This window comes from Ancylobacter aquaticus (assembly GCF_004339465.1).
GTDB classification, from domain to species: domain Bacteria; phylum Pseudomonadota; class Alphaproteobacteria; order Rhizobiales; family Xanthobacteraceae; genus Ancylobacter; species Ancylobacter aquaticus.
This window is the reverse complement of record NZ_SMFY01000003.1, coordinates 198,461-218,431: the sequence shown is the minus strand read 5'-3', so window position 1 is coordinate 218,431 and position 19,971 is coordinate 198,461. Positions and strand designations below refer to the sequence as shown.

19 protein-coding genes are annotated in these 19,971 nt (G+C 69.6%); 12 read left to right on the top strand and 7 right to left on the bottom strand.

The features are described from left to right. Positions 1-2: 2 nt before the first annotated feature. The 3 genes from EV667_RS17020 to EV667_RS17010 are packed head-to-tail and all read left to right on the top strand — an operon-like array spanning position 3 to position 2,294. Positions 3-404 (top strand): 6-pyruvoyl trahydropterin synthase family protein, encoded by a 402-nt coding sequence (locus tag EV667_RS17020; protein ID WP_131836540.1) that lies wholly within the window; start codon positions 3-5, stop codon positions 402-404. Positions 405-414: 10 nt separating this feature from the next. Then, entirely contained in the window at positions 415-1,461 is a 1,047-nt protein-coding gene (locus tag EV667_RS17015; protein ID WP_131836539.1) for a glycosyltransferase family 4 protein, read from the top strand. Then, positions 1,458-2,294 (top strand): class I SAM-dependent methyltransferase, encoded by an 837-nt coding sequence (locus tag EV667_RS17010; protein WP_131836538.1) that lies wholly within the window; start codon positions 1,458-1,460, stop codon positions 2,292-2,294. The genes EV667_RS17015 and EV667_RS17010 overlap by 4 nt, the downstream gene beginning before the upstream one ends. Positions 2,295-2,314: 20 nt before the next feature. Here EV667_RS17010 and EV667_RS17005 read toward each other — a convergent pair whose 3' ends face one another. Beyond that, positions 2,315-2,884: a cytochrome b gene (locus tag EV667_RS17005; protein WP_131836537.1), complete on the bottom strand. Its 570-nt coding sequence runs from the start codon at positions 2,882-2,884 to the stop codon at positions 2,315-2,317. Next, complete coding sequence (locus EV667_RS17000; RefSeq protein WP_207907789.1) at positions 2,871-3,596, bottom strand: RibD family protein; 726 nt, start codon at positions 3,594-3,596, stop codon at positions 2,871-2,873. The genes EV667_RS17005 and EV667_RS17000 overlap by 14 nt, the downstream gene beginning before the upstream one ends. A 133-nt stretch (positions 3,597-3,729) precedes the next feature. On the opposite strand from EV667_RS17000, the gene ribA reads away from it, so the two are divergent. The 8 genes from ribA (at position 3,730) to EV667_RS16960 (ending at position 11,848) form a co-directional block, all read left to right on the top strand. After that, the gene (ribA, locus tag EV667_RS16995) at positions 3,730-4,899 is read left to right on the top strand and encodes a GTP cyclohydrolase II RibA (protein ID WP_131836536.1); all 1,170 of its coding nucleotides are present in this window, start codon (positions 3,730-3,732) and stop codon (positions 4,897-4,899) included. 181 nt (positions 4,900-5,080) lie between these two features. Beyond that, positions 5,081-5,785: an FCD domain-containing protein gene (locus EV667_RS16990; protein WP_131836535.1), complete on the top strand. Its 705-nt coding sequence runs from the start codon at positions 5,081-5,083 to the stop codon at positions 5,783-5,785. Positions 5,786-5,896: 111 nt separating this feature from the next. Next, positions 5,897-6,856: a tripartite tricarboxylate transporter substrate binding protein gene (locus tag EV667_RS16985; protein ID WP_131836534.1), complete on the top strand. Its 960-nt coding sequence runs from the start codon at positions 5,897-5,899 to the stop codon at positions 6,854-6,856. Between the two features lie 69 nt (positions 6,857-6,925). Continuing rightward, entirely contained in the window at positions 6,926-7,417 is a 492-nt protein-coding gene (locus EV667_RS16980) for a tripartite tricarboxylate transporter TctB family protein (RefSeq protein ID WP_131836533.1), read from the top strand. Beyond that, on the top strand, positions 7,414-8,910 hold the full coding sequence (locus EV667_RS16975) for a tripartite tricarboxylate transporter permease (protein ID WP_131836532.1): 1,497 nt from the start codon (positions 7,414-7,416) through the stop codon (positions 8,908-8,910). Before EV667_RS16980 ends, EV667_RS16975 begins: the two co-directional genes overlap by 4 nt. Further along, positions 8,907-10,277 (top strand): MmgE/PrpD family protein, encoded by a 1,371-nt coding sequence (locus EV667_RS16970; protein WP_131836531.1) that lies wholly within the window; start codon positions 8,907-8,909, stop codon positions 10,275-10,277. Before EV667_RS16975 ends, EV667_RS16970 begins: the two co-directional genes overlap by 4 nt. After that, complete coding sequence (locus EV667_RS16965; RefSeq protein ID WP_131836530.1) at positions 10,274-11,041, top strand: SDR family NAD(P)-dependent oxidoreductase; 768 nt, start codon at positions 10,274-10,276, stop codon at positions 11,039-11,041. The genes EV667_RS16970 and EV667_RS16965 overlap by 4 nt, the downstream gene beginning before the upstream one ends. Positions 11,042-11,095: 54 nt before the next feature. Further along, positions 11,096-11,848 (top strand): sulfite exporter TauE/SafE family protein, encoded by a 753-nt coding sequence (locus tag EV667_RS16960; protein WP_131836827.1) that lies wholly within the window; start codon positions 11,096-11,098, stop codon positions 11,846-11,848. 39 nt (positions 11,849-11,887) lie between these two features. Here EV667_RS16960 and EV667_RS16955 read toward each other — a convergent pair whose 3' ends face one another. The 3 genes from EV667_RS16955 to argE all read right to left on the bottom strand — a co-directional run bounded on the left by EV667_RS16955 (position 11,888) and on the right by argE (position 14,926). Next, the gene (locus EV667_RS16955) at positions 11,888-12,445 is read right to left on the bottom strand and encodes a cytochrome b (protein ID WP_131836529.1); all 558 of its coding nucleotides are present in this window, start codon (positions 12,443-12,445) and stop codon (positions 11,888-11,890) included. Between the two features lie 3 nt (positions 12,446-12,448). Next, positions 12,449-13,582, bottom strand: coding sequence for a catalase family peroxidase (locus EV667_RS16950; RefSeq protein WP_131836528.1), 1,134 nt, complete (start codon positions 13,580-13,582; stop codon positions 12,449-12,451). A gap of 189 nt (positions 13,583-13,771) precedes the next feature. Next, positions 13,772-14,926 carry an acetylornithine deacetylase gene (argE, locus tag EV667_RS16945; protein WP_131836527.1) on the bottom strand — a complete coding sequence of 385 codons (1,155 nt, stop codon included), beginning with the start codon at positions 14,924-14,926 and terminating at the stop codon, positions 13,772-13,774. Between the two features lie 214 nt (positions 14,927-15,140). Between argE and EV667_RS16940 the strand changes: the two genes are divergently transcribed. Next, complete coding sequence (locus EV667_RS16940; protein WP_131836526.1) at positions 15,141-16,391, top strand: Zn-dependent hydrolase; 1,251 nt, start codon at positions 15,141-15,143, stop codon at positions 16,389-16,391. Positions 16,392-16,518: 127 nt separating this feature from the next. On the opposite strand, the gene EV667_RS16935 is transcribed toward EV667_RS16940, so the two are convergent. Together EV667_RS16935 and EV667_RS16930 are read right to left on the bottom strand one after the other, a co-directional pair. Beyond that, on the bottom strand, positions 16,519-17,241 hold the full coding sequence (locus tag EV667_RS16935) for an ROK family protein (RefSeq protein WP_131836525.1): 723 nt from the start codon (positions 17,239-17,241) through the stop codon (positions 16,519-16,521). Between the two features lie 13 nt (positions 17,242-17,254). Next, positions 17,255-19,753 (bottom strand): glucan 1,4-alpha-glucosidase, encoded by a 2,499-nt coding sequence (locus EV667_RS16930; RefSeq protein WP_131836524.1) that lies wholly within the window; start codon positions 19,751-19,753, stop codon positions 17,255-17,257. Between the last annotated feature and the right edge of the window lie 218 nt (positions 19,754-19,971).

Sequence of the window (19,971 nt, the reverse complement as noted above, 5' to 3'; positions counted from 1 at the left end):
CCATGTACTGTGTCGAAGTCCGCGATCGCATCATGATCGCCCATTCGCTGCCCGACCCGTTCTTCGGCCCGGCGCAGGGCCTGCACGGCGCCACCTTCGTGGTCGATGTCGCGTTCTTCCGCGCGGCGCTGACGGCGCAGAACGTGGTGGTCGACATCGGCGCCGCGCTCGACGTGCTGAAGAAGACGCTGGCGCCCCTCGCCTACCAGAACCTCGACACGCTGCCGGAATTCGCCGGAAAGCTCACCACCACGGAATTTCTCGCCCGGCATATTTTCGACGCGATGGCCACCGCTGCCGGCGCCGGGGCGCTGGGCGAGGAAGGGCGGGGGCTGGCGAAGATCCGCGTCACCCTGCACGAGACCGACCTCGCCCGCGCCAGCTACGAAGCCGGTCTCGGCTGAGGATGGCCGCGTGAGCGCCTTCGCCTTCGCCATTCCCGGCGATATCTCCCTTCCCACGGGCGGCTATGCCTATGACCGCCGGGTGATGGCAGAGGCACCCCGCGCCGGCGGTGCGTTGACCCATGTCGCCCTGCCGGGCGGCTTCCCCTTCCCCTCCCCGACGGAGCTGGAGCGCAGCGCGGAGATCCTGCGCGCGCTGCCGCCCGGCCAGCCCGTGCTGATCGACGGCCTCGCGCTCGGCGCGCTGCCGGCGCCGCTGCTGCGGGGGGTGGAGCGGCCGCTGGCGGCGCTGGTGCATCACCCGCTGGCGCTGGAGAGCGGGCTGAACGAGGGCCAGCGGGCGGAGCTTTTCGCCAGCGAAAGGGCGGCGCTGGCGCAAGTGTCGGCGGTGATCGCCACCAGCCCTTCCACCGCCCGATGCCTCGCGCGGGAATATGGCGTGCCCGCCGAACGGCTGAGCGTCGCCGTGCCCGGCACCGACCCCGGCCTCCGCGCTTCCGGCACCGGCCGGCCGCTGCGGCTGCTGGCGGTGGGCGCGGTGATCCCGCGCAAGGCCCATGGCGTGCTGGTCGAGGCGCTCGCGGGCTTGAACGCGCACGACTGGACCTGCCACATTGTCGGCGCCACCGATCGCGACCCCGACGAGACCGCCCGGGTCGCGGCGCGCATCGCGACGCATGGGCTGGGCGCGCGCGTCCGCCTTACCGGCGCGCTCTCGCCCGAGCGGCTGGCCGGCGAATTCGACGCCGCCGACCTTTTCGTCACCGCCTCGCTGTTCGAGGGCTATGGGATGGGGCTGACCGAAGCACTCGCGCATGGACTGCCGATCGTCGCCACCCGCGCCGGCGCCATCCCCGACACCGTGCCGGCGGAAGCCTCGCTGCTGGCGGAGCCCGGCGATGTGGCGAGCCTCGCCGAGGCGCTCCGCCTGCTTTTCGATGAACCCGACCGCCGCGCCGTTCTGGCGCAGGCGGCGTGGCACCATGGTCAATCCCTGCCGACATGGATGCAGACCGCGGCGGTGCTTCTGGCCGCCCTGAAGGAGATGCCCCGATGAGCGGTTTTGCTGCCGACTGGCTGGCCCTGCGCGAGCCAGTGGACCACGCTTCCCGCAACCCGACGCTGGCGGCCCGGATGCGGGCGCATTTCGCCGGCCGCGACGCGCTGACCATCGTCGATCTCGGCTGCGGCACCGGCTCCAATCTGCGCGGCCTCGCCGGCGACCTGCCGCCCCGCCAGCATTGGCACCTGATCGATGGGGACGCGGCACTGCTGAAGCGGGCGCGCGAAGACCTCGCCGCGTGGGCGGAACGTGCCGAGCCGGCCGGCGAGCGCCTTGTGCTGCACCGCGACGGGCGGGTGATCGAGGTGAGCTTTGAGCGCGCGGATCTCACCGTCCGCGACCTCGATTTCACCGATGTCGGGGCGGAGCTGGTGACGGCGGCCGCGCTGTTCGACCTCGTCTCCGAGGACTGGCTGGAGCGTCTCGTCGCCCGGCTGGTCGCCCGGAAGCTGCCGATCTATGCCGTGCTGAACTATGACGGCGAGGCCGAGTGGCAGCCCGCCGAGCCGCTGGACGGAAGGGTGATCGCCGCCTTCAACCGCCACCAGCGCGGCGACAAGGGATTTGGGCCGGCGCTCGGGCCGGCCTCAAGCGAGGCCCTCGCGCAGTTGCTGCGCCAGCACGGCTACACGTACGGGTCCTTCACCAGCCCATGGGTGCTCGGCCCCGCCCATGCCGCGCTCATCGGCGCGCTGACGAATGGCTTCGCCCAGGCGGCCGGCGAAATCGAGCCGGCACGAAAGGCCGAGTTCGCCGCGTGGGCGCGCGCACGGGCGGCGGCGGAGAAGGTGACGATCGGCCATCGCGACGTGTTCGGCCATGCCTGACGCGCGCCGGTGGCGCCGCCTCAGAACGGCGGCCACATCCGCGCCATCACCCCGTCGCGCTTGAGGAAGCGGTGGTAGAGCGCCGCCGCGATATGCGCCAGCGCCAGCACGCCGAGGATCTGCGCCAGCAACCCGTGCAGGCCGAGAATCCGCTTGGCGAGCCCTTCATCCGGCGAGAGCAGGGCCGGAAGATCGAACAGCCCGAACACGTTCAGCGCCGGATAGGCCGACACCCCGGCCCAGCCCAGCACCGGCACGGCGAGCAGCAGCAGATAAAGCGCGGCGTGCACGGTGGCCGAGGCCACGCGCTCCAACGGGGTGAGCGACGCCTCCGGCGGCGGCGCGCCTCGCCGCAGGCGGACCAGCACCCGCAGCACGATGAGCCACAGCGCGAGGAAGCCGATGAACTTGTGCAGGCTGTAGAGCGAGCCGGTCAGCGCGTCGAACCCTGTCGCCTCGCCGCGCGCCACCATGTAGAGGCCGAGGGGGATGAGGACGAGCACGATCAGCGCGACCACCCAGTGCAGGGCGCGGGCGGTGGGGCCATACCGGACCGGCGTGGACGGCACGTCCCGATCAGAAGCCGACATGCGTCCCTCCCTCGCCGGTTCGTCGCAGGTCACAGTCGCAAAGAATATTGCCGTCGTCGAGCAGATAGGTATCGACATGCGGGCGCAGCGCGCCCTCCAGCCCGTCTATCGGCCGCAGCGCGAGGCCCGGACGGCCGGAGCCGAGAATGATCGGCGCCACGCAGACATGCAGGCGATCGACCAGCCCGGCATCGATGAAGCGGGAAATGGTCGACGCCCCGCCCTCGATGAGAATGGTGCGGTGGCCGCGCGCCGCCAGCGCGGCAATGAGCCTTGCCGGCTCGAAGATGTCGGGCTCGCTCTCCGGGCCGATGCGGTCGACATCGTCCGGCCAGCCTGCGCCGTTGTGGGTGAACACAATTCTGTGACAGCCATCCGCCTCAAGCCATTTGGCATCGCGCGGCGAGCGGCCGGTGCGGTCGATGACTGCCCGCGCCGGGCTGCGGCCGGGGACGCGGCGCGTGGTGAGCCGAGGGTCGTCGGCCACCACCGTGCCGACGCCGACCACCACCACATCGGCCAGAGAACGCAGCCGGTGTAGATGGTCGAGACCGCACAGCCCATTGATATCGCGCGATTTTCCTGTCGGCGTCGCGATCCGTCCATCCAGCGACTGGCCGAGCTGGGCGACGATGAAAGGCGTTGTGCGCGGCCGCGCGATCGGCGCGTAGAGCGCGGCCAAGGGATCGATGGGTATCTCGCGACGATTCAACGACAGCCCCCCGCTGCTTGCCTGTGTACACACTGAACGATGCGCGAGCGCCCGGCGTTGCTGGTCCGTTGGCGCCCTACATCCGTAGCTACTACGTGCGAAACGCCAAAACGGTGCAGTGAAGAGGATTCAAATGACCAACAGCGTGATGGCCGCCGGCACGATTGCAAGCCTCTTCGGCGACGCCTCCCTGACCGAGGCGGAACGTGCCATCGCCGAGATGCGCGCCGGGCGCCCGGTCATCCTCGCGCAGGCGGGCCGGCTGTTCCTGGTCGCCAGCGCCGAATTCGCCGATGCCGAACGCCTGTCGGCATTGAACGAACTGGCGGGCGGCGCACTGCAGCTGGTGCTGACCCCCGCGCGCCTGCGCGCGCTTGGCCGGCCGGAATATACCCAGCCAATGGCGATCCCGGCCTCGGCGCTCGGCTCGGAGCGGGTTCAGGCGCTGATCGCCCAGGAGCTGAGCGCACGGGATATGAATGGACAGGCCAAGGCGGAGCTGCGCGAAGAGCTGGTCGAGCCCGGCCCGGCTGGCGCGGCGGCGCTGCAGCTCGCTACCCTCGCCTTGATGCTGCCGGCTGTGCTGATGGGCCCGCTCGCCCCGGCGGCGCTGACCCTGCCGGCGCTGACCGTGCGGGCCGAGGCGATCGCCGGCTTCGGCGAGGACCGCGCAACCCACGTGGAGATTGTCTCGCGCGCGCCGGTGCCGCTGATCAGCGCCCGCGACTGCGAATTCGTGGTGTTTCGCGGCGGCGAGGGCATGCGCGAACAGGTGGCGGTGATTGTCGGCGCGCCCGATCCGGCGCGCCCGGTGCTGGTGCGGCTGCATTCGGCCTGCCTGACCGGCGACCTGTTCGGCTCGCTGCGCTGCGACTGCGGCGACCAGCTGCGCGCCACGGTTGCCTCCATGGCGCAGGCCGGCGGCGGGGTGCTGCTCTATCTCGACCAGGAAGGCCGGGGCAACGGCATCGCCAACAAGATGCGCGCCTATCGCCTGCAGAGCGACGGGCTCGACACCTATGAGGCGGACGAGACGCTCGGCTTCGATCTCGACGGCCGCCGCTTCGACTTCGCCGCCGCCATGCTGCGCCAGCTCGGCTATGACAGGGTTATCCTGATGACCAACAACCCCGAGAAGATCGGCGCCCTACGCCGGGCGGGGCTCGACGTCACAGGGGTCGAACGGCTCTATGGCCGGCGCGGGGCCGACAATATCCGCTACCTCGCCGCCAAGCGCGACCGGGCCGGGCATTTCCTCGACCTCGACGCGCTGGACCATCACGCGCCGACCTCCTGCGGCTGAAGTTTCCCCACTCACTTTACCCGCGTTCCCCTGGCCTTCCGCCTCGAAGGCCCGCCTCGACCCCGGCTCTTCCGAGCCGGGGTTTTTCTTTGTCGGCCTCGCCAAAACGCGGGTGCCTGTCGATTGAAGGATGGCGACATTAAATTGTTGACACTTTACAATCGCCGGGTAGTCTCTCCCCATGTCGTCCTCCTCCGCCGCCCATGATGTCAGCTTCCTGCGCCTCACCTCGCTGCCCATGCTGCTGGAGCGCGAGATCGAGAGCATGATCCTCGACGGCCGGCTCAGCATTGGCGGGCGCATCAACGAGAACCAGCTCGCCGCCACTTTCGGCGTCAGCCGGGGGCCGGTGCGCGAGGCGTTGCGCTCGCTGGAGGCGCTGGGCCTGGTTGAACTGCTGCCCAATCGCGGCGTGTTCATCCGCAGCCTCGATATCTCGCAGGTGGTGGAGATGTACGGGGTGCGGGCCGCGCTGTTCGGCTACGCCGCGCAGCTTCTCGCCAGCCGCACCGAGGCCGGCGAGGTCGACCGGCTGCGCGCCATGCTCGACGAGATGACCGAGGCGGCGCGGGCCCATGATTTCGACCGCTACTACCCGCTCAATTTCGCCTTCCACGACTTCATCGTCGAGCAGGCCGGCAATGGCGTGCTCACCGCGCAATATCGAGGGCTGGTGAAGCAATTGCGGCTCTATCGTGCCGGCAATCTGATGACCGGCAACACGCTGGAGCTTTCCAACGAAGAGCATGCCCGCATCGTCGAGGCGATCGCCCGCCGCGACGCCGCCACCGCCTATCAGACGAGCTTCGACCATGTCGAGCGCGGCAAGGAGCGGCTTCTGGCTCGCTCCATGTCCACCGCCCGGCCCGAAGAGCGCCGCGCCTGACCGACGACGACGCGCCCCTCCCGCGCCAAGGGGAGGCCGCGCTTTTAAGCCGTCACAGCATCATCGGGAGACCGCCCGGCAGAGGCGACCCCGCACCCTGGGAGGAAGTCCATGCGAAAGACCCTGACCGGCCTGCTGGCCGCCGCACTCGCCGTTGGGCTCGGTACGCTCAGCCTCAACGCCGAACCGCTCGCCTACCCGCACAAGGTCGTCACCCTCGTCACCCATTCCAGCCCCGGTGGCGGCAGCGACGTGTTCCTGCGCGAACTGTCGAAATATCTCGGCAAGTATATCGGCGCCACCTTCATCGTGGAGAACGTGCAGGGCGGCAGCGGCGCCAAAGCGGTGGCCCGCGTTGCCGGCGCGCCGGCCGATGGCAGCGTGTTCTACGCCACCACGCCGACCTACATCTACACCTCGCTGCTCTCCAAGCCCTCCGCGACTTACAAGGACCTGGAGCCGCTGGTGAATTTGTTCGCCGACAGCGAGGTGATCTACACCCGCACGGACGGCCCCTACAAAACGCTGCAGGACGTGATCGACAAGGCCAAGAAGGACCGCGGCCGGTGGGGCGCCGCCAACCCGGCCTCGCTGGAGCGCCAGGCGGCCGAGCAGCTCAAGCGCGCCGCCGGCGTCAATGCCGCCATCGTCACCCATGAGGGCGGCGGCGACATGATGCTCAACGTGATGAACGGCACGCTCGACATCGGCATCGGCGAAATCCAGGAACTGCGCTCGCAGCTCGCCGCCGGCACGATCCGCCTGCTCGCCACCTTCAACCCCGAGCGCATTCCCGAAAAGCCTGACGTACCGACCGTGAAGGAGAGCGGCTTCGACGTGACGCTGGTGAAGTTCCGTGGCCTCGCCGGGCCCAAGGGGCTGCCGGAGGATGTCACCAAGGTCTGGGACGTGGCGATCAAGAACGTGCTCGCCGACCCCGACTACAAGGCCCGCTACACGGAAGAAGTTCTGGTGCCGAACTTTATCCCGCACGCCCAGTACCAGGCCTTCATCACCAATTTCGCCGATACCACCGAAGCGTTCCTGAAGGAGACCGGCGCGGTCAAATAGCCGGACCGCCCGCGGCGCCGGGAACACTCCGGCGCCGCCCGCTGCCCCTCCGCCCCCGAGGAACGCACCATGAAACAGGACTTCCTGAGCGGCGGCGTGCTCGTCGCCCTCGCAGCCGCCTATTACGCCGCCAGCGGCTCGATCGCCGAGAGCACGCTGTCGGACGAGATCGGCGCCACCGGCCTGCCCCGGCTGCTGGCCATGCTGCTCGCCCTCATCGGGGTTGCGCTGATCGCCCGCACGGCATTTGTCGCCCTCTCGGCCCGCCGGGCGCGCGTGCCGGCGGAGGCTCCGGCGGAAGAGGAGGAAGGCGCCCCGCTGCCCCGCGCCATCGGCTTGCTGCTGATCGGCGGCGCCTATGTCGTGCTGCTGCCCTTCATCGGCTATTTCCTCGCCGTCGCTTTGCTGATCGCCGGCGTGGCGCTTTACGAGGGCGCCGCCCGCAGCTGGGTGGTGCCGGCCGCCGCGCTGGGCGGGGCGACGCTGTACTGGGCGATTTTCGTCAAGCTGCTGGGCGTCCACCAGCCCGCCGGCACCCTTTTTCAGGGATGGCTCCTGTGACAACCTTCTGGGACATCCTGCATCTTCTCACCGCCACGCCGCTGGTGCCGGTCGCGATACTCGGGTTGACCTGGGGCATTCTCGGCGGCGCGCTGCCGGGCATTTCGGCCTCGATCACCATGGCGCTGGTGCTGCCGTTCACCTACACGATGGACCCGGCGATGGCGATCGCGCTGCTCGCCTGCGTCTATATCGGCGCCGAATATGGCGGCTCGATCCCGGCCATCCTGATCCGCACCCCGGGCACCAACTCCTCGGCGGCCACCGTCATTGACGGCTATGAGCTGAACCGGCAGGGGCGGGCCGGCGAGGCGCTGGGCATCTCGCTGATGTCGGGCGTGGTGGGCAGCCTGTTCGGCCTCGCCATGCTCGCGCTGCTGACCGAGCCGCTGTCTTGGCTGGCGCTGGCGTTCCGGCCCACCTCCTATTTCGCTCTTGGCGTACTCGGCCTCAGCGTCATCGCCTCGATGAGCGGCGATTCCCTGCTCAAGGGCCTCGCCTCGGCGGTGGTCGGGCTGATGATCGCCACGGTTGGCACCGACCCGATTTCCGGCGTCACCCGCTTCACTTTCGACGTGGCGGACCTGCTCAGCGGCGTCGAGCCCGTGGTGGTGATGGTCGGCCTGTTCGCGCTGACCGAGCTGATGAGCCAGTCCGGCTCCACCGCCGTCACCCAGCTCGGCGGCTCCATCCGCATCCGCCTGCCGGGCTGGGAGATGATGCGCAAGCTGCGGCGCTCGCAGGCCATCGGCTGCTTCCTCGGCCTGTTCGAGGGGCTGACCCCGGGCGGGGGCGGCTCGGTCGCCGCCTTCATGTCCTATAACGAGGCCCGTCGCTGGTCGAAGACGCCGGAAAAATTCGGCAAGGGCTCGGAGGAGGGCATCGCCGCGCCAGAGGCCGCCAACAACACCGTCGCCTCCACCGCGCTGATCCCGCTGCTGAGCTTCGGCATTCCGAGCTCGAACTCCACCGCCGTGCTGCTGGGCGGCCTGCTGATGCACGGACTGCTGCCGGGCCCGCGCCTGTTCGAGCAGAACCCGCAGGTGATCGACAGCCTGTATGTCGGCTCGCTCATCGCCATCATCGCCCAGATCGGGGTGGGCGTGCTCATTCTGCCGGCCTGCGTGTGGCTGGTGAACCGGCCGCGCCCCTACCGCGCCGGCTTCATCCTCGCGCTCATCCTGTCGGGCCTGTACACGCTCAACAACAGCCCGTTCGACCTCGGCCTCGCCCTTGCCCTTGGGCTCATGGGCTATTTGATGCGGCTCGCCCGCTTCCCGGTGCTGCCGATGATCCTCGGCGTCGTGCTCGGCCACATGGTCGAATCGAGCTATCGCCGCTCGCTGGTGCTGTCGGGCGGCGACTTCCACATCTTCGTCGAGGACCCGATCGCCGTCGGCCTGCTCGGCGCCGCCCTGTTCTTCATCGTCTTCTCGCTGGCGCGCGAATACCGCGAGGCGCGCCGCACCAAGCTGCAGGAAACCCATTCGTGAACCAGCACAGCGCGATCTCCGAGGAAACCGTCGCCGGCCGGCTCGCAGTCTTTGCGGCCAGCGCCGCCCCCCCGCCGGCCGCCGAGGCGGTGAGCCGGCGCCTGCTGCTCGACATTTGCGGCCTCGCCTTCGCCGCCCGCTACGAGCCCTATACGCGCGCCGCACTGGCCAGCGCGGCCGGCACGGGTCCCTGCACCGCCATCGGCCACGCCCAGGGCCTGAACCTCTACGACGCCGCGCTCGCCAACGGCACGGCGGCGCATGGCGAGGACTATGACGACACCTTCGAGGGCGGGCCGGTGCATGCCGGGGTGGTGGTGGTGCCGGCCGCGCTCGCCATCGCCCAGCATCGCGGGCTCGATGGCGCGGCAGTGATGCGCGCCATTGCCGTTGGTGCCGAACTGATGAGCCGGCTAAGTCTCGTGGCGCCGCAGGCGATCCATAAGGCCGGCTTCCACCCCACGGGCGTGATCGGCGCCATGGCGGCGGCGGCGGCAACGGGGGCGGCCCTCGGGCTCGACCGCGCGCGGCTGGCCAATGCGCTGGGCATTGCGGGGAGCCTCGCCTCCGGCATCATCGAATATCTCGCCGACGGCTCATGGACCAAGCGGCTGCACCCCGGCGCGGCGGCGCAGGCAGGGCTGCGGGCGGCGCTGCTGGCGGAGGCCGGCTTCATCGGGCCGGCCAGCGTGTTCGAGGGCGACCACGGCTTCTTCCGCGCCTTCGCTCCCTCCAAGGCGGCGAATTTCGCCCCGCTGCTGGACGGGCTGGGGGAGAGCTGGATCATGCCGACCATCGCCTTCAAGCCTTATGCCTGCGGAACCATGACCCAGCCCTTCATCGACTGCGCCATCGCGCTCGCCGGTCAAGGGGTGCGCGCCGAGGAGATCGTCAGCCTGGTGTGCCGGGCGGGCGAAGGCACGGTGCACCGGCTCTGGGAACCGCTCGCCGCCAAGCAGGCGGTGCCGAACGGCTATGCGGGAAAATTCTCCACGCCCTTCTGCATGGCGGTCGGCTTTCTCGACGGAGCGGCCGGGCTGGTGCAGTTCGCCGACGCGCAGACACGGCGCCCGGACGTGCAGGCGCTGGCGGCGAAGATTTCCTACGAGATCGACCCCGCCGACGAATATCCCCGCAACTTCACCGGCCATCTCCGGGCGACGCTGACCGACGGCTCGGTGCGCGAAATCCGCCAGCCGCACATGCGCGGCGGCGCGCGCGAGCCGCTTTCCGATGCCGAGCTCGTGGCCAAGTTCGACGCCAATGTGGCCTTTGGCGGCGGCGATGCGGGCGTGGCGCAAGGCTTGCGCGCCGCCATCGACTCGATTGCGGCCGGCGGACCGGTGCGGCTGGGAGAGAGCGCATGAGCACGCCCGACCGCGAGAGCACCTCCCGCCCCGTCGCCATCGTCACCGGCGGCTCGCGCAATATCGGTCGCGCCATCGCGCTGGCGCTGGGCGCGGCGGGCATGGCGGTGGTCATCGTCGCCCGCAGCGATCGCGATGCGGCCGAAACGGTGGTGCGCGAGCTGGAGGCGCTCGGCACGCAGGCGACGCTGATGCTGGCCGATGTCGCCCGCGAAGCCTCCGCCGACCTCATCGTCGAGCACGCGCTGGAGCGTTTCGGCCGGCTCGACATTCTGGTCAACAATGCCGCCATCCGCCGCGAAAAGCCGGTGGAGGCGATGAGCTTTGCCGAGTGGCGAGAGATTCTGGCCATCTGTCTCGACGGCGCCTTCCTGCTCAGCCGCGCTGCCATTCCCCATCTCGCTGCCTCGCCGGCCGGCGCCATCGTCAACATCGGCGGGCTTACCGCCTATACCGGCGCGCCAAATCGCGCCCATGTGGTCGCCGCCAAGGCGGGGCTGGACGGGCTGACCAAGGCGCTGGCGGTGGAGCTGGCGCCGCGCGGCATCACGGTGAACCTCGTCTCGCCCGGCCGCATCGGCACCGACCGCAGCCACGCCTCGGCCGAGAAGAACCCGGCCCACCACGCCCGCAACCAGACCTTACTGGGGCGGGAGGGTACGCCTGAGGAGGTGGCCGCGATGGTGGCCTATCTCGCCGGCCCAGCCGCCCGCTTCCTCACCGGCCAGACCCTGCACGTCAATGGCGGCGCTTTCCTGCCCTAGCCCGGGCGACCCCTCCGCCCTCCGCGAAGCCAAGCCGTCATGTTCGGTGCTGCCATGTTCGGTGATGTGAGCCTGCTGCATTACGCGCTGGTGGCGGCCGTCGCTTTCGTGGCCGGCATCGCCGGGGGCGTCACCGGCTATGGGCCGGGCCTGCTGATGCCGCCCATCCTGCTGCCGATCATCGGCGCCGAGGCGGTGGTGCCTGTCATCGCCGTCTCCGCCATGCTGTCCAACACCAGCCGGCTATTCGCCTTCCGCCGCGCGTTCGATACGCGCCGCGCCGCGCTCATCGTCGCGGTGGCGCTGCCGACCTCGGCACTGGGGGCCTATGGCTATACCCGCCTGTCGGGAGCCGGGGTGTCGGTGGTGATCGGCGCCGTGCTGATGCTGGCGATTCCGGTCCGCCACTGGCTCTCCCGGCTGAACGGCCACCTCAAAGGGCCGGGGCTGATGGCGGCGGGCGCCGGCTTCGGGCTGCTGATGGGCGGCACGGCGGGCACGGGCGTGGTGCTGCTGTCGATCCTGCTGGCCGCCGGGCTCAACGGCGCGGCGGTGATCGCCACCGATGCCGGCATCTCCCTGGTGCTCGGCGTGGTGAAGGTGGGGGTGTTCCAGGCGGCCGGGGCACTACCCCCCGCCTCCTGGATGATGGCGCTTCTGATCGGGGTTTCGGCGACCCCCGGGGTGTTTGTGGCCAAGCGGCTGGTGGGCACCCTGTCCGAGGGCGCCCATATCCGCGTCCTCGACGGCGTGGTGGTGGTCGGCGGGCTGGTGCTCATCGTGCAGGGCCTGCGCGCGCTGATGTGACCGGCTTCGCCCCCGAAGTCGCCGCCTTTGGCCGCCGCCTCAGCCCGGTCGGCCGGGCGTGCCGCGCCTGGCCCGCAGCGAGGCCATGCTGGCGAACACGCCATCGCGGAACACCAGCCCGTGCATCAGCGCGGCAGCGAGGTGGAGGAGGAACGTGGCGAACAGCGCGAGCGCCAGCGCCGTGTGGGCCGCCCTCAGCCAGGCGTAGAGCATGACGTCCTGCGGCACGATCGGCGGAAGCTCCAACCCGCCGTACAGCACGACCGGCAGGCGGCCGGCCGAGAGCATCGCCCAGCCGACCAGCGGCACGGCCAGCATCAGCGCGTAGAGCGCGACATGCGAGGCATGCGCCGCGAACCGCAGCACGGGCGGCATGTCCGCCGGCAGCGGCGGGGGCGGGTTCAGCTGGCGGTTCACCAGACGCACCGCGACGAGCGCCAGGATAGCGATGCCGAGCGGGCGGTGGATCGACAGCAGCCAGTGATAGTCGGCGAGCGAGGCAACCATGCCGATGCCGATGAACAGCATGGCGAGGATCATCAGCGCCATCAGCCAGTGCAGCAGGCGCGAGAAAAGGGCGAAACGCGGGGTATCCATCGTTCAACCTCCCGTCGCCGGGACGCCGGGCGTCGCTGGCGGGCGCGCCGGCACTTGAACCTCGCTCGGCGTCTTCGGCTCGCCGGCGCGGCGGGTGAAGGAAACCGAATAGGCCGCGGAGCGGGCGCTCAGCAGCGGGTCGTTGGAAGTGGCGATACCGTCGGGCAGCACCAGCGGGTCGTAATTGATGTCGCGGCAATTGCCGGGGCCTTCGGCCTCCACATGGTCGAGGGTCAGCGTGCCGGCATCGATCTCCTCGCGCCCGGCCGGCCAGGGCAGGGTCGCGTCGTTCGTCGGGTCGCCGGGCTGGCCCACGGTGATGACGAGGCGGTAGCGCAGCGGGCCTTGCTGGAGGCGGGCGACGAGGCCGTCGAAAAGGTAGTTGGGTTCGCGTGCCGCGCCGGACGGTGGCACCTGCGCGACGAAAGGATCGAGCGCCACCATCGACCAGCGCACGGGCGTGGAAGCACCTGAACTGTCGACGAAGCGGAAGGCGTTCAAGCCATTATAGCGCGCATCGGCGAAGCCGGATGAGACCGGCCGCGCCTTGATGAGGCCGAGCGCCCGCGCCGTTTCGGGATGGGTGCCGAGGAAGGCCGTCATCTGCGCCGGGTCCGGCTTGCCGGTCGCGGGGTCGGCGGCCGAGGCGGCGAGGAGCCCGTAGAAGCCGTCCGCCGTGTTCACCGGAAACACCGGAATGTCGTTCATGCCCGTGCGCCACTCGCCCCCGCTGGCCGGGCGGAAGCTGAGCGCGAGACTGCGCACCTCGGCCCCGGTGTCGGGCAAAAAAGGCTTGCCGATGCCGACCGCGAAGCGGCCGACAACCGGAACGGCGCCCGACCCGAAGACGGCGGCCCGGGAAAGGCGGGCGCCGGCGCCATTGCCGGCGAAGGTGCCGGTGACGCAGACGCCCTTCGCGTGGTTGCGCCTGAAGCCGGGATGAATGCCGTTGACGGCCTGGAAACGGTCGACGATGCGCGTCTGGGTAAGCGCGCCGGGCGAGAGGAGGCCGACCGTATAAGCAAAGGCGCCGGCCACGCCGGCCAGTACCAGGCCGGTCACCCCCAGCCCGGCGAGGACACCGGTGCTTGGCGGCCACAGCCGGTAACGGCTGCGATCGGGTGGTTTCGAGATCATTGAAAGGAGCTCCCGGGTAAGAGGCCACACGCGATCCGTCACGCCGGGCGCGCGAACTGACGCGCCATTCCGGCAACGGACCGACGGCCCCGCAGCAGAGGAGCCGGGACTGCAATTGTTTATCCCTTTTGAACGGTGCACGGCCGCCGCCGTTCACGATGCCGTGGCAGGACCTGCGGGCGCGCCCGTTCAGGCGCTGATCTCGTCCACCAGCCGGCCCAGCATCACCGCGCAGCGGGCGAGCTGGTCGCGGCTGACATATTCGTCCGGCTTGTGGGCGTCGCGTATGTCGCCCGGCCCGCACACGACGGTGGGAATGCCGAGCCTTTCGCGGAACAGGCCGCCCTCGGTACCGAAGGCGATTTTGCGCAGCGGACCCTCACCGTTCAGCCGGCGCATCATCGCCACCACCTCGGCCTCGGGCGGGGTCTCCAGACCGGGATAGGCGTTGACGAGGTCGATTTCCACGCCGGTGCCGGGAAAGCGCGCCTGAGACTGCCGGGTGAGTTCGGCCGCCTTGTCGAACAGCCGGTCCATCACAAGGGCGGGATCGTCGCCCGGCAGGTTGCGGATCTCGAATTCCACCGTGCAGCCATTGGGCACGATGTTGAGCGCGGTGCCGCCATGGATGGTGCCGGCATGCACCGTGGTGAAGGGCACGGCATAGGCGTCATCGCGTGGCCCCGCAGTGAGCTCGTCCTGCATCGACCGCATCTCGCCCAGCATATCGGCGGCGAGGTGGATCGCGTTCAGCCCCTCGGGGGCGTGGCTGGAATGGCATTCCCGCCCCCGGCAGGTGACGCGCGCCGCCAGCTTGCCCTTATGGGCGACGACGGTCTCCAACATCGTCGGCTCGCCGATGACACACAGCGCCGGCAGGTCTGCGCTGCCCACCAGCCGCTCGATCAGCCCGCGCACGCCGACGCAGCCGATCTCCTCGTCATAGCTGAACGCCATGTGCAGCGGGCGCGCGAGGCGCCGTGTCGCCGCCGTCTCGGCGGCCGCCAGCACGCAGGCGAGAAACCCCTTCATGTCGCAGCTGCCGCGCCCGAGCAGATGGTCGCCGCGCGCGGTGAGGCGGAACGGGTCGCTGGTCCACGCCTGTCCCTCCACCGGCACCACGTCGGTATGGCCGGAGAGCAGCACGCCGCCACCGCCCGGCGGACCGAGCACGGCGTGAAGATTGGCCTTGGTGCCGGCCTCGTTGTGCACCAGCGTCAACCGCGCGCCGAGCGGTGCCAGAAGATCGCGGACATAGTCGATGAGAGCGAGATTGGACTCGCGGCTGACAGTGGGAAAGGCGATCAGCCGTTCCAGGATCTCGATCGGTCGGGAGGCGGTCATGAGCGGGCCGGCAAGGAGGAGAACGGGGTATCGTGCCGGCAGGATGACGGGCGGCGGGCCATTGGCAAACCATTAATTTGGCATTGTCTGGATCGGAAAAGCCGAAGCTGGCGCCAAAACGGGCCTGCCGGAAAATTAGTCCCAGAAGCCTTGGACGCCGGAGGCGGCACCCCTAACATGCGCACCCAACAAGGCTTTGTAGGAGAGCGAGCGGATGAACCAGCAGACCGGCAATATGCGCGTCGATGGCGGGCGGCTGTGGGGCAGCCTGATGGAGATGGCGCAGATCGGTCCCGGCATTGCGGGCGGCAACAACCGGCAGGCGCTGACCGATGCCGACCGCGAGGGACGCCTGCTGTTCCAGCGCTGGTGCGAGGCGGCGGGCATGAAGGTGGGGGTCGACGCCATGGGCTCGATGTTCGCCCGCCGCGAGGGGACCGACCCGGACGCCCTGCCCATCCTGATCGGCTCGCATCTCGACACCCAGCCGACCGGCGGCAAATATGACGGCGTACTCGGCGTGCTGGCGGCGCTGGAAGTGGTGCGGACCCTGAACGATCTCGGCCTGCGCACCCGCCGGCCGGTGGAGGTGGTGAACTGGACCAATGAGGAAGGCTCGCGCTTTCCCCCCGCCATGGTCGCCTCCGGCGTCTATGCCGGCGTCCACGCGCTGGACTGGGCCTATGACCGCACCGACGCCGACGGCCTGCGTCTTGGCGACGAGTTGGAGCGCATCGGGTTCAAAGGCGAGGAGCCGGTGGGCCAGCGCAAGGGCCACGCCTATTTCGAGCTGCATATCGAGCAGGGACCCATCCTCGAAGAGGAAGGGGTGGATATCGGCATCGTCACCCATGGCCAGGGGCTGCGCTGGGTCGAGGTGACGCTGACCGGGCGCGCGGCCCACACCGGCACCACGCCGATGGACCGGCGGCTGAATGCCAGCCTCGGCGCGGCCCGCATCATCGACCGCATCGAGAGCATCACCCGCGCCCATGGGCCGAAGGCGGTCGGCGCGGTGGGGCAGATCGTCTTCGCACCGAACTCGCGCAACATCCTGCCGGGCACGGTGGTGTTCACCGCCGATCTGCGCCATCCCGAGCTGGCCGTGCTGACGTCGATGTCGGATCAGGTGAAGCAGGCGGCGCGGGAGGTGGCGGCGGACCTCGGCATCGGGGTGGCGATCGAGGAAGTGGGCGCCTTCGACCCTACCGCCTTCGACGAGGCGCTGCTGGCGGATTTGCGCGCCGGTGCGGGACGGCTGGGCTATTCGCACCGCGACATGGTGTCGGGCGCGGGGCACGACGCGTGCTGGGTGGCGAAGACCATGCCCTCCGCCATGATCTTCTGCCCCTGTGTCGACGGGCTCAGCCACAATGAGGCGGAGGAGATCAGCCCGGAATGGGCCGGCGCCGGCACGGATGTGCTGCTGCAGGCCGTGCTGCAGGCCGCCGAGGTGGTGGAATAGCCGCGCCGCGCACCCGCATGCCCGGGCCCGTGCCGGGCATGCGAAGCGGCGTGGCACGGGTTTTGGCGATCAGGCTTGAAAGCACCGAATGACTGGGTCCCCGGCCAAGCCCGGGTTCCCCCCGCCCTCAGCCCTTCCGCCAGAGCGCGGCGCCGCCGGTGAGGCCGGCATCGTTATTGGCGAGGCTCACATTGGCCGGCAGGTCGATCTCGACATGCTTGGCATTGCCGCCGCCGAGATAGAGATGGTCATAGTGCAGCAGCACGTAGAGCAGCTCGATCACTCGCTTCACGTGGTGGTTCCAGTGCTTCTTGCCGTGCTTCTCATAAGCGGCGACGCCGAGATATTCGTCATAGGTCAGGTTGTCGTGCACCGGATGGTGCGCCAGTTCCATGTGCGGCATCAGTTCGCCGTCGCGGAACAGCGCGGTGCCGGCGCCGGTGCCCAGCGTCATCACCATCTCCAGCCCCTTGCCGGAGATGATGCCATAGCCCTGCATTTCAGCGTCGTTGATCAGCCGCGCCGGCGCGCCGAGGCGCTTCGCCATCGCGTCGGCCAGCGCGAAGCCCTCCCACAGCTCGGTGCCGAGATTGGGCGCGGTCAGCACCTTGCCGTTGCGCACCACGCCGGGGAAACCGATGGAGATACGGTCGAAGGCCGGGTGCTTGGCCGCCATGCCGGCATAGGCGTCGAGCAGTGCGTCGGGGTGGCAGGGATGGGGCGTCTCGACCTTCTCGCGCTCGGAAATCATGGTTCCGTGGTCGTCGATCACCGCGCATTTCAGCCCGGTGCCGCCGACATCGACCGCGAGAATGCCCGCCGTGCCGCTCGCGGCCGTCTTCTCTGTCATCTGGTTCATCCTCTCAACTCGACGCTTGCGCGGGCTCGGCGACCCGCCGGCTCACCTCGTGATCGTCCTCGTCGGCACTGGCGTGGAAGAGCGGGTGCTCGCCGTCGATGGTGACGGTGAAATCCTCGCCCTCCCAGGTGCCCGACTCGGTCCACAAGAAGGTGAACCGCAGGTGCCCGCCATGGTGCGCGCCGGTGGTCGGCAGGTCGGCGATGTGGAGGCCGAAGGGGTTGGGGTGCGTGGACGTGTCGTGCGTAGTGGCCCAGCCGTCGAGCGACCAGTGGATGGTGGCCGGCGCCTGTAGCTCGATACGTAAGGCAAGCCCGGCGGGCAGCGAGCGCAGTTTCTGGTTGAAATGCCAGAGGCGGCGCGGCGATGTCACCTTGTCCACGAGATAGCGCTGCACGGTCTGCGGCGGCGTGTCGAACACCTTGCCGTCCCGCAGCGAGCGCATGAGCTTGATGTGCTCGGAATGGGCCCAGACCAAAGGCATGGCGCTGCCCGACGGGCGACCCTTGAACAGCTCCCGCTCGGGAATGTCGTCCTGGTCCCACACCTGTTCGGGCAGCAGCCCGCCCGGCCCGGCGCAGTCCTCCAGCGTGACCAGCAGTTGCCCGGCCCGCACCAGATTCCCGGCGGCGATCTCGTAATGGGCGCGCTCGCCGGTGAGCAGCGGCCAGGCGCGGCCGATGCCGGTGCCGTCGAAGGGCGAACCGTCCTCGTGCTCACCATAGCCGTCGCCATTGTAGCGGTACCAGACCGGGCCCTGCGGCAGCTCGACCTTGAGGATGGCGTCGATCGCCTTGATGGTGGCGAGGATGCGCGGGTCGTCCGGCGCGCGCAGGCCGAAGCGGACCAGCGCCAGCGCGTCCGGCGAGATGAGCTGCGCCGCCGGCCGGTCGCTGTCGCCCGGCGGGCGGTTCTTCACCGGCACGAAGCCATCCAGCGGGGACGCCGCGTCCGCCGTCTCCGGCGGGGCGACGCGCACATAATAGCCCTCCACCCCCAGCTTGTCCGCCAGATCCGTGCCGGTGGCGAAGGTCCAGTGCTCGATCGAGTCGTTCCACGCATCCGCCTTCTCGCGCAGATACTGCGCCTCGTCCTTGCGGCCGAACAGGTCCATCATCTCGGCGGCGGCGAGCAGGGCGGAGATTTCCGCCGCCAGGGTGAACGGCGAATAGCCGGCATCCTCCTCCCAGCGGTCCTGCCCGGTGACGGGGCCGTTGAGCACGATGAAGCGCGCGGCGCGCGCGATCATGTCCATGTAGCTGTCGAGCTCGCCACGGGCGAAGTGGCCGCCGCGGCGGATCATGTCGGCCAGCAGGATGGGGAAGGCGCATTCGTCCATCTGCACGCCGCCCCAATAGGGCGCGCCGTCGAGCCAGACATTCTGCGACCAATGGCCGTCTGTCTCCTGGATGGAGCGCAGATAGCCCAGCACCGACTTCGCCTCGTCGGAGGCGCCGGCCGCGAGCAGGCCGCCGGCGTTCTCCACCAGGTCGCGCGGCCAGACGAGGTGATAGCCGCCGAGGTCCTCGTCGCCCTTGTTGAAGCCCCACGGAATCGAAAGGCTGGCGATGATGGCGCCAGGCACGGAGCTGGGCTGGTGGGTGGCGAGCACGATGGTGCTGGCGCGATAGGCATTGATGTTCGAGCGGTTCTGCGGATGGTCGAGCGGCAGCAGCGCCCCCTGCCAGGCGCGCCAGCCCTGCACATAGGTGCGGCGCAACTCCTCGAAGCCCTCCTGCAGGCTGGAGACGGCGCGGAAGCCGGCCTCCTCCGGCCGGGCGCCGAAGCCGAGCGCAACCAGCATTTCGCCATCGCAGGCGGCAAGGTCGATTTCCGCGCTGAGCGCGATGTTGCCGCATTCCGCCCGCTGGTAGCGCTCATTGAGCTCGCCGCTCTCGTTCAGTTGCTGCCAGCCATCCGAGGTGCCGACATAGCCGACGGAACGCGCTTTCCACGGCACCGAGCACGCCACTGCGAGCGACTGGCCGCGACGGCCGGAGGCGAACACCATCGGCGTGCCCTTGTACTCGCCGACCCAGCCGGTGTTGTCAGCACCCGCATTGAGCAGATGCGGCGCCAGCAGCACGAACAGACGGTAGTCCGAGATGTCGCCGATCAGCGCCTCGAAGGTGACCTTCTGGATCAGCACTTCCCGGCGCGGATCGGTGAGAATCTGCTTCTGGATGCGCCAGCGCCCGTCATTGGCGGTGTTGAGCAGGTGATAGGCCGGCACGCCATGTTCGAGCACGCCCACTTCGTGCTCGGCATCCCGCTTTTCCTCGGCGAAATAGCCGTCGGGCCCAGTGACGAGAAAGCCGAAATCGCGGGTGCAGGCGGTGTCGACGCGGGGATAGTAGATCTCGTTGAGGATGCCGTGGCTCAGCGTGAACCACAGCCGGCTCGCCGCCGTGCGCGCCGTGCCGACGCCGACCTTGGCGCTCGATGTCCAGCGCGCCGGCCCGCCGGGGCCGCCGGGCGGTGTGAGTTCTCCATCCGTGCTCATCGTTTTCCCCACTCACGCGCCCTTGAAGACGGGCGATCCTTGCTTGGCGGGCCGGGCCAGCCCGGCGCGCGCGCCTCCCGTGCCCCATCGGGGAACCTGCGAGAGATTTCCGGTGCGGTCAATCGGGCATGGCGGGCGGGTCTTTAATGCCGCCGCAACGCGAGATTGGCCCGGTCTCAACCGATAGAGAATGACGTGCGCACATCAAGCTACCTCGG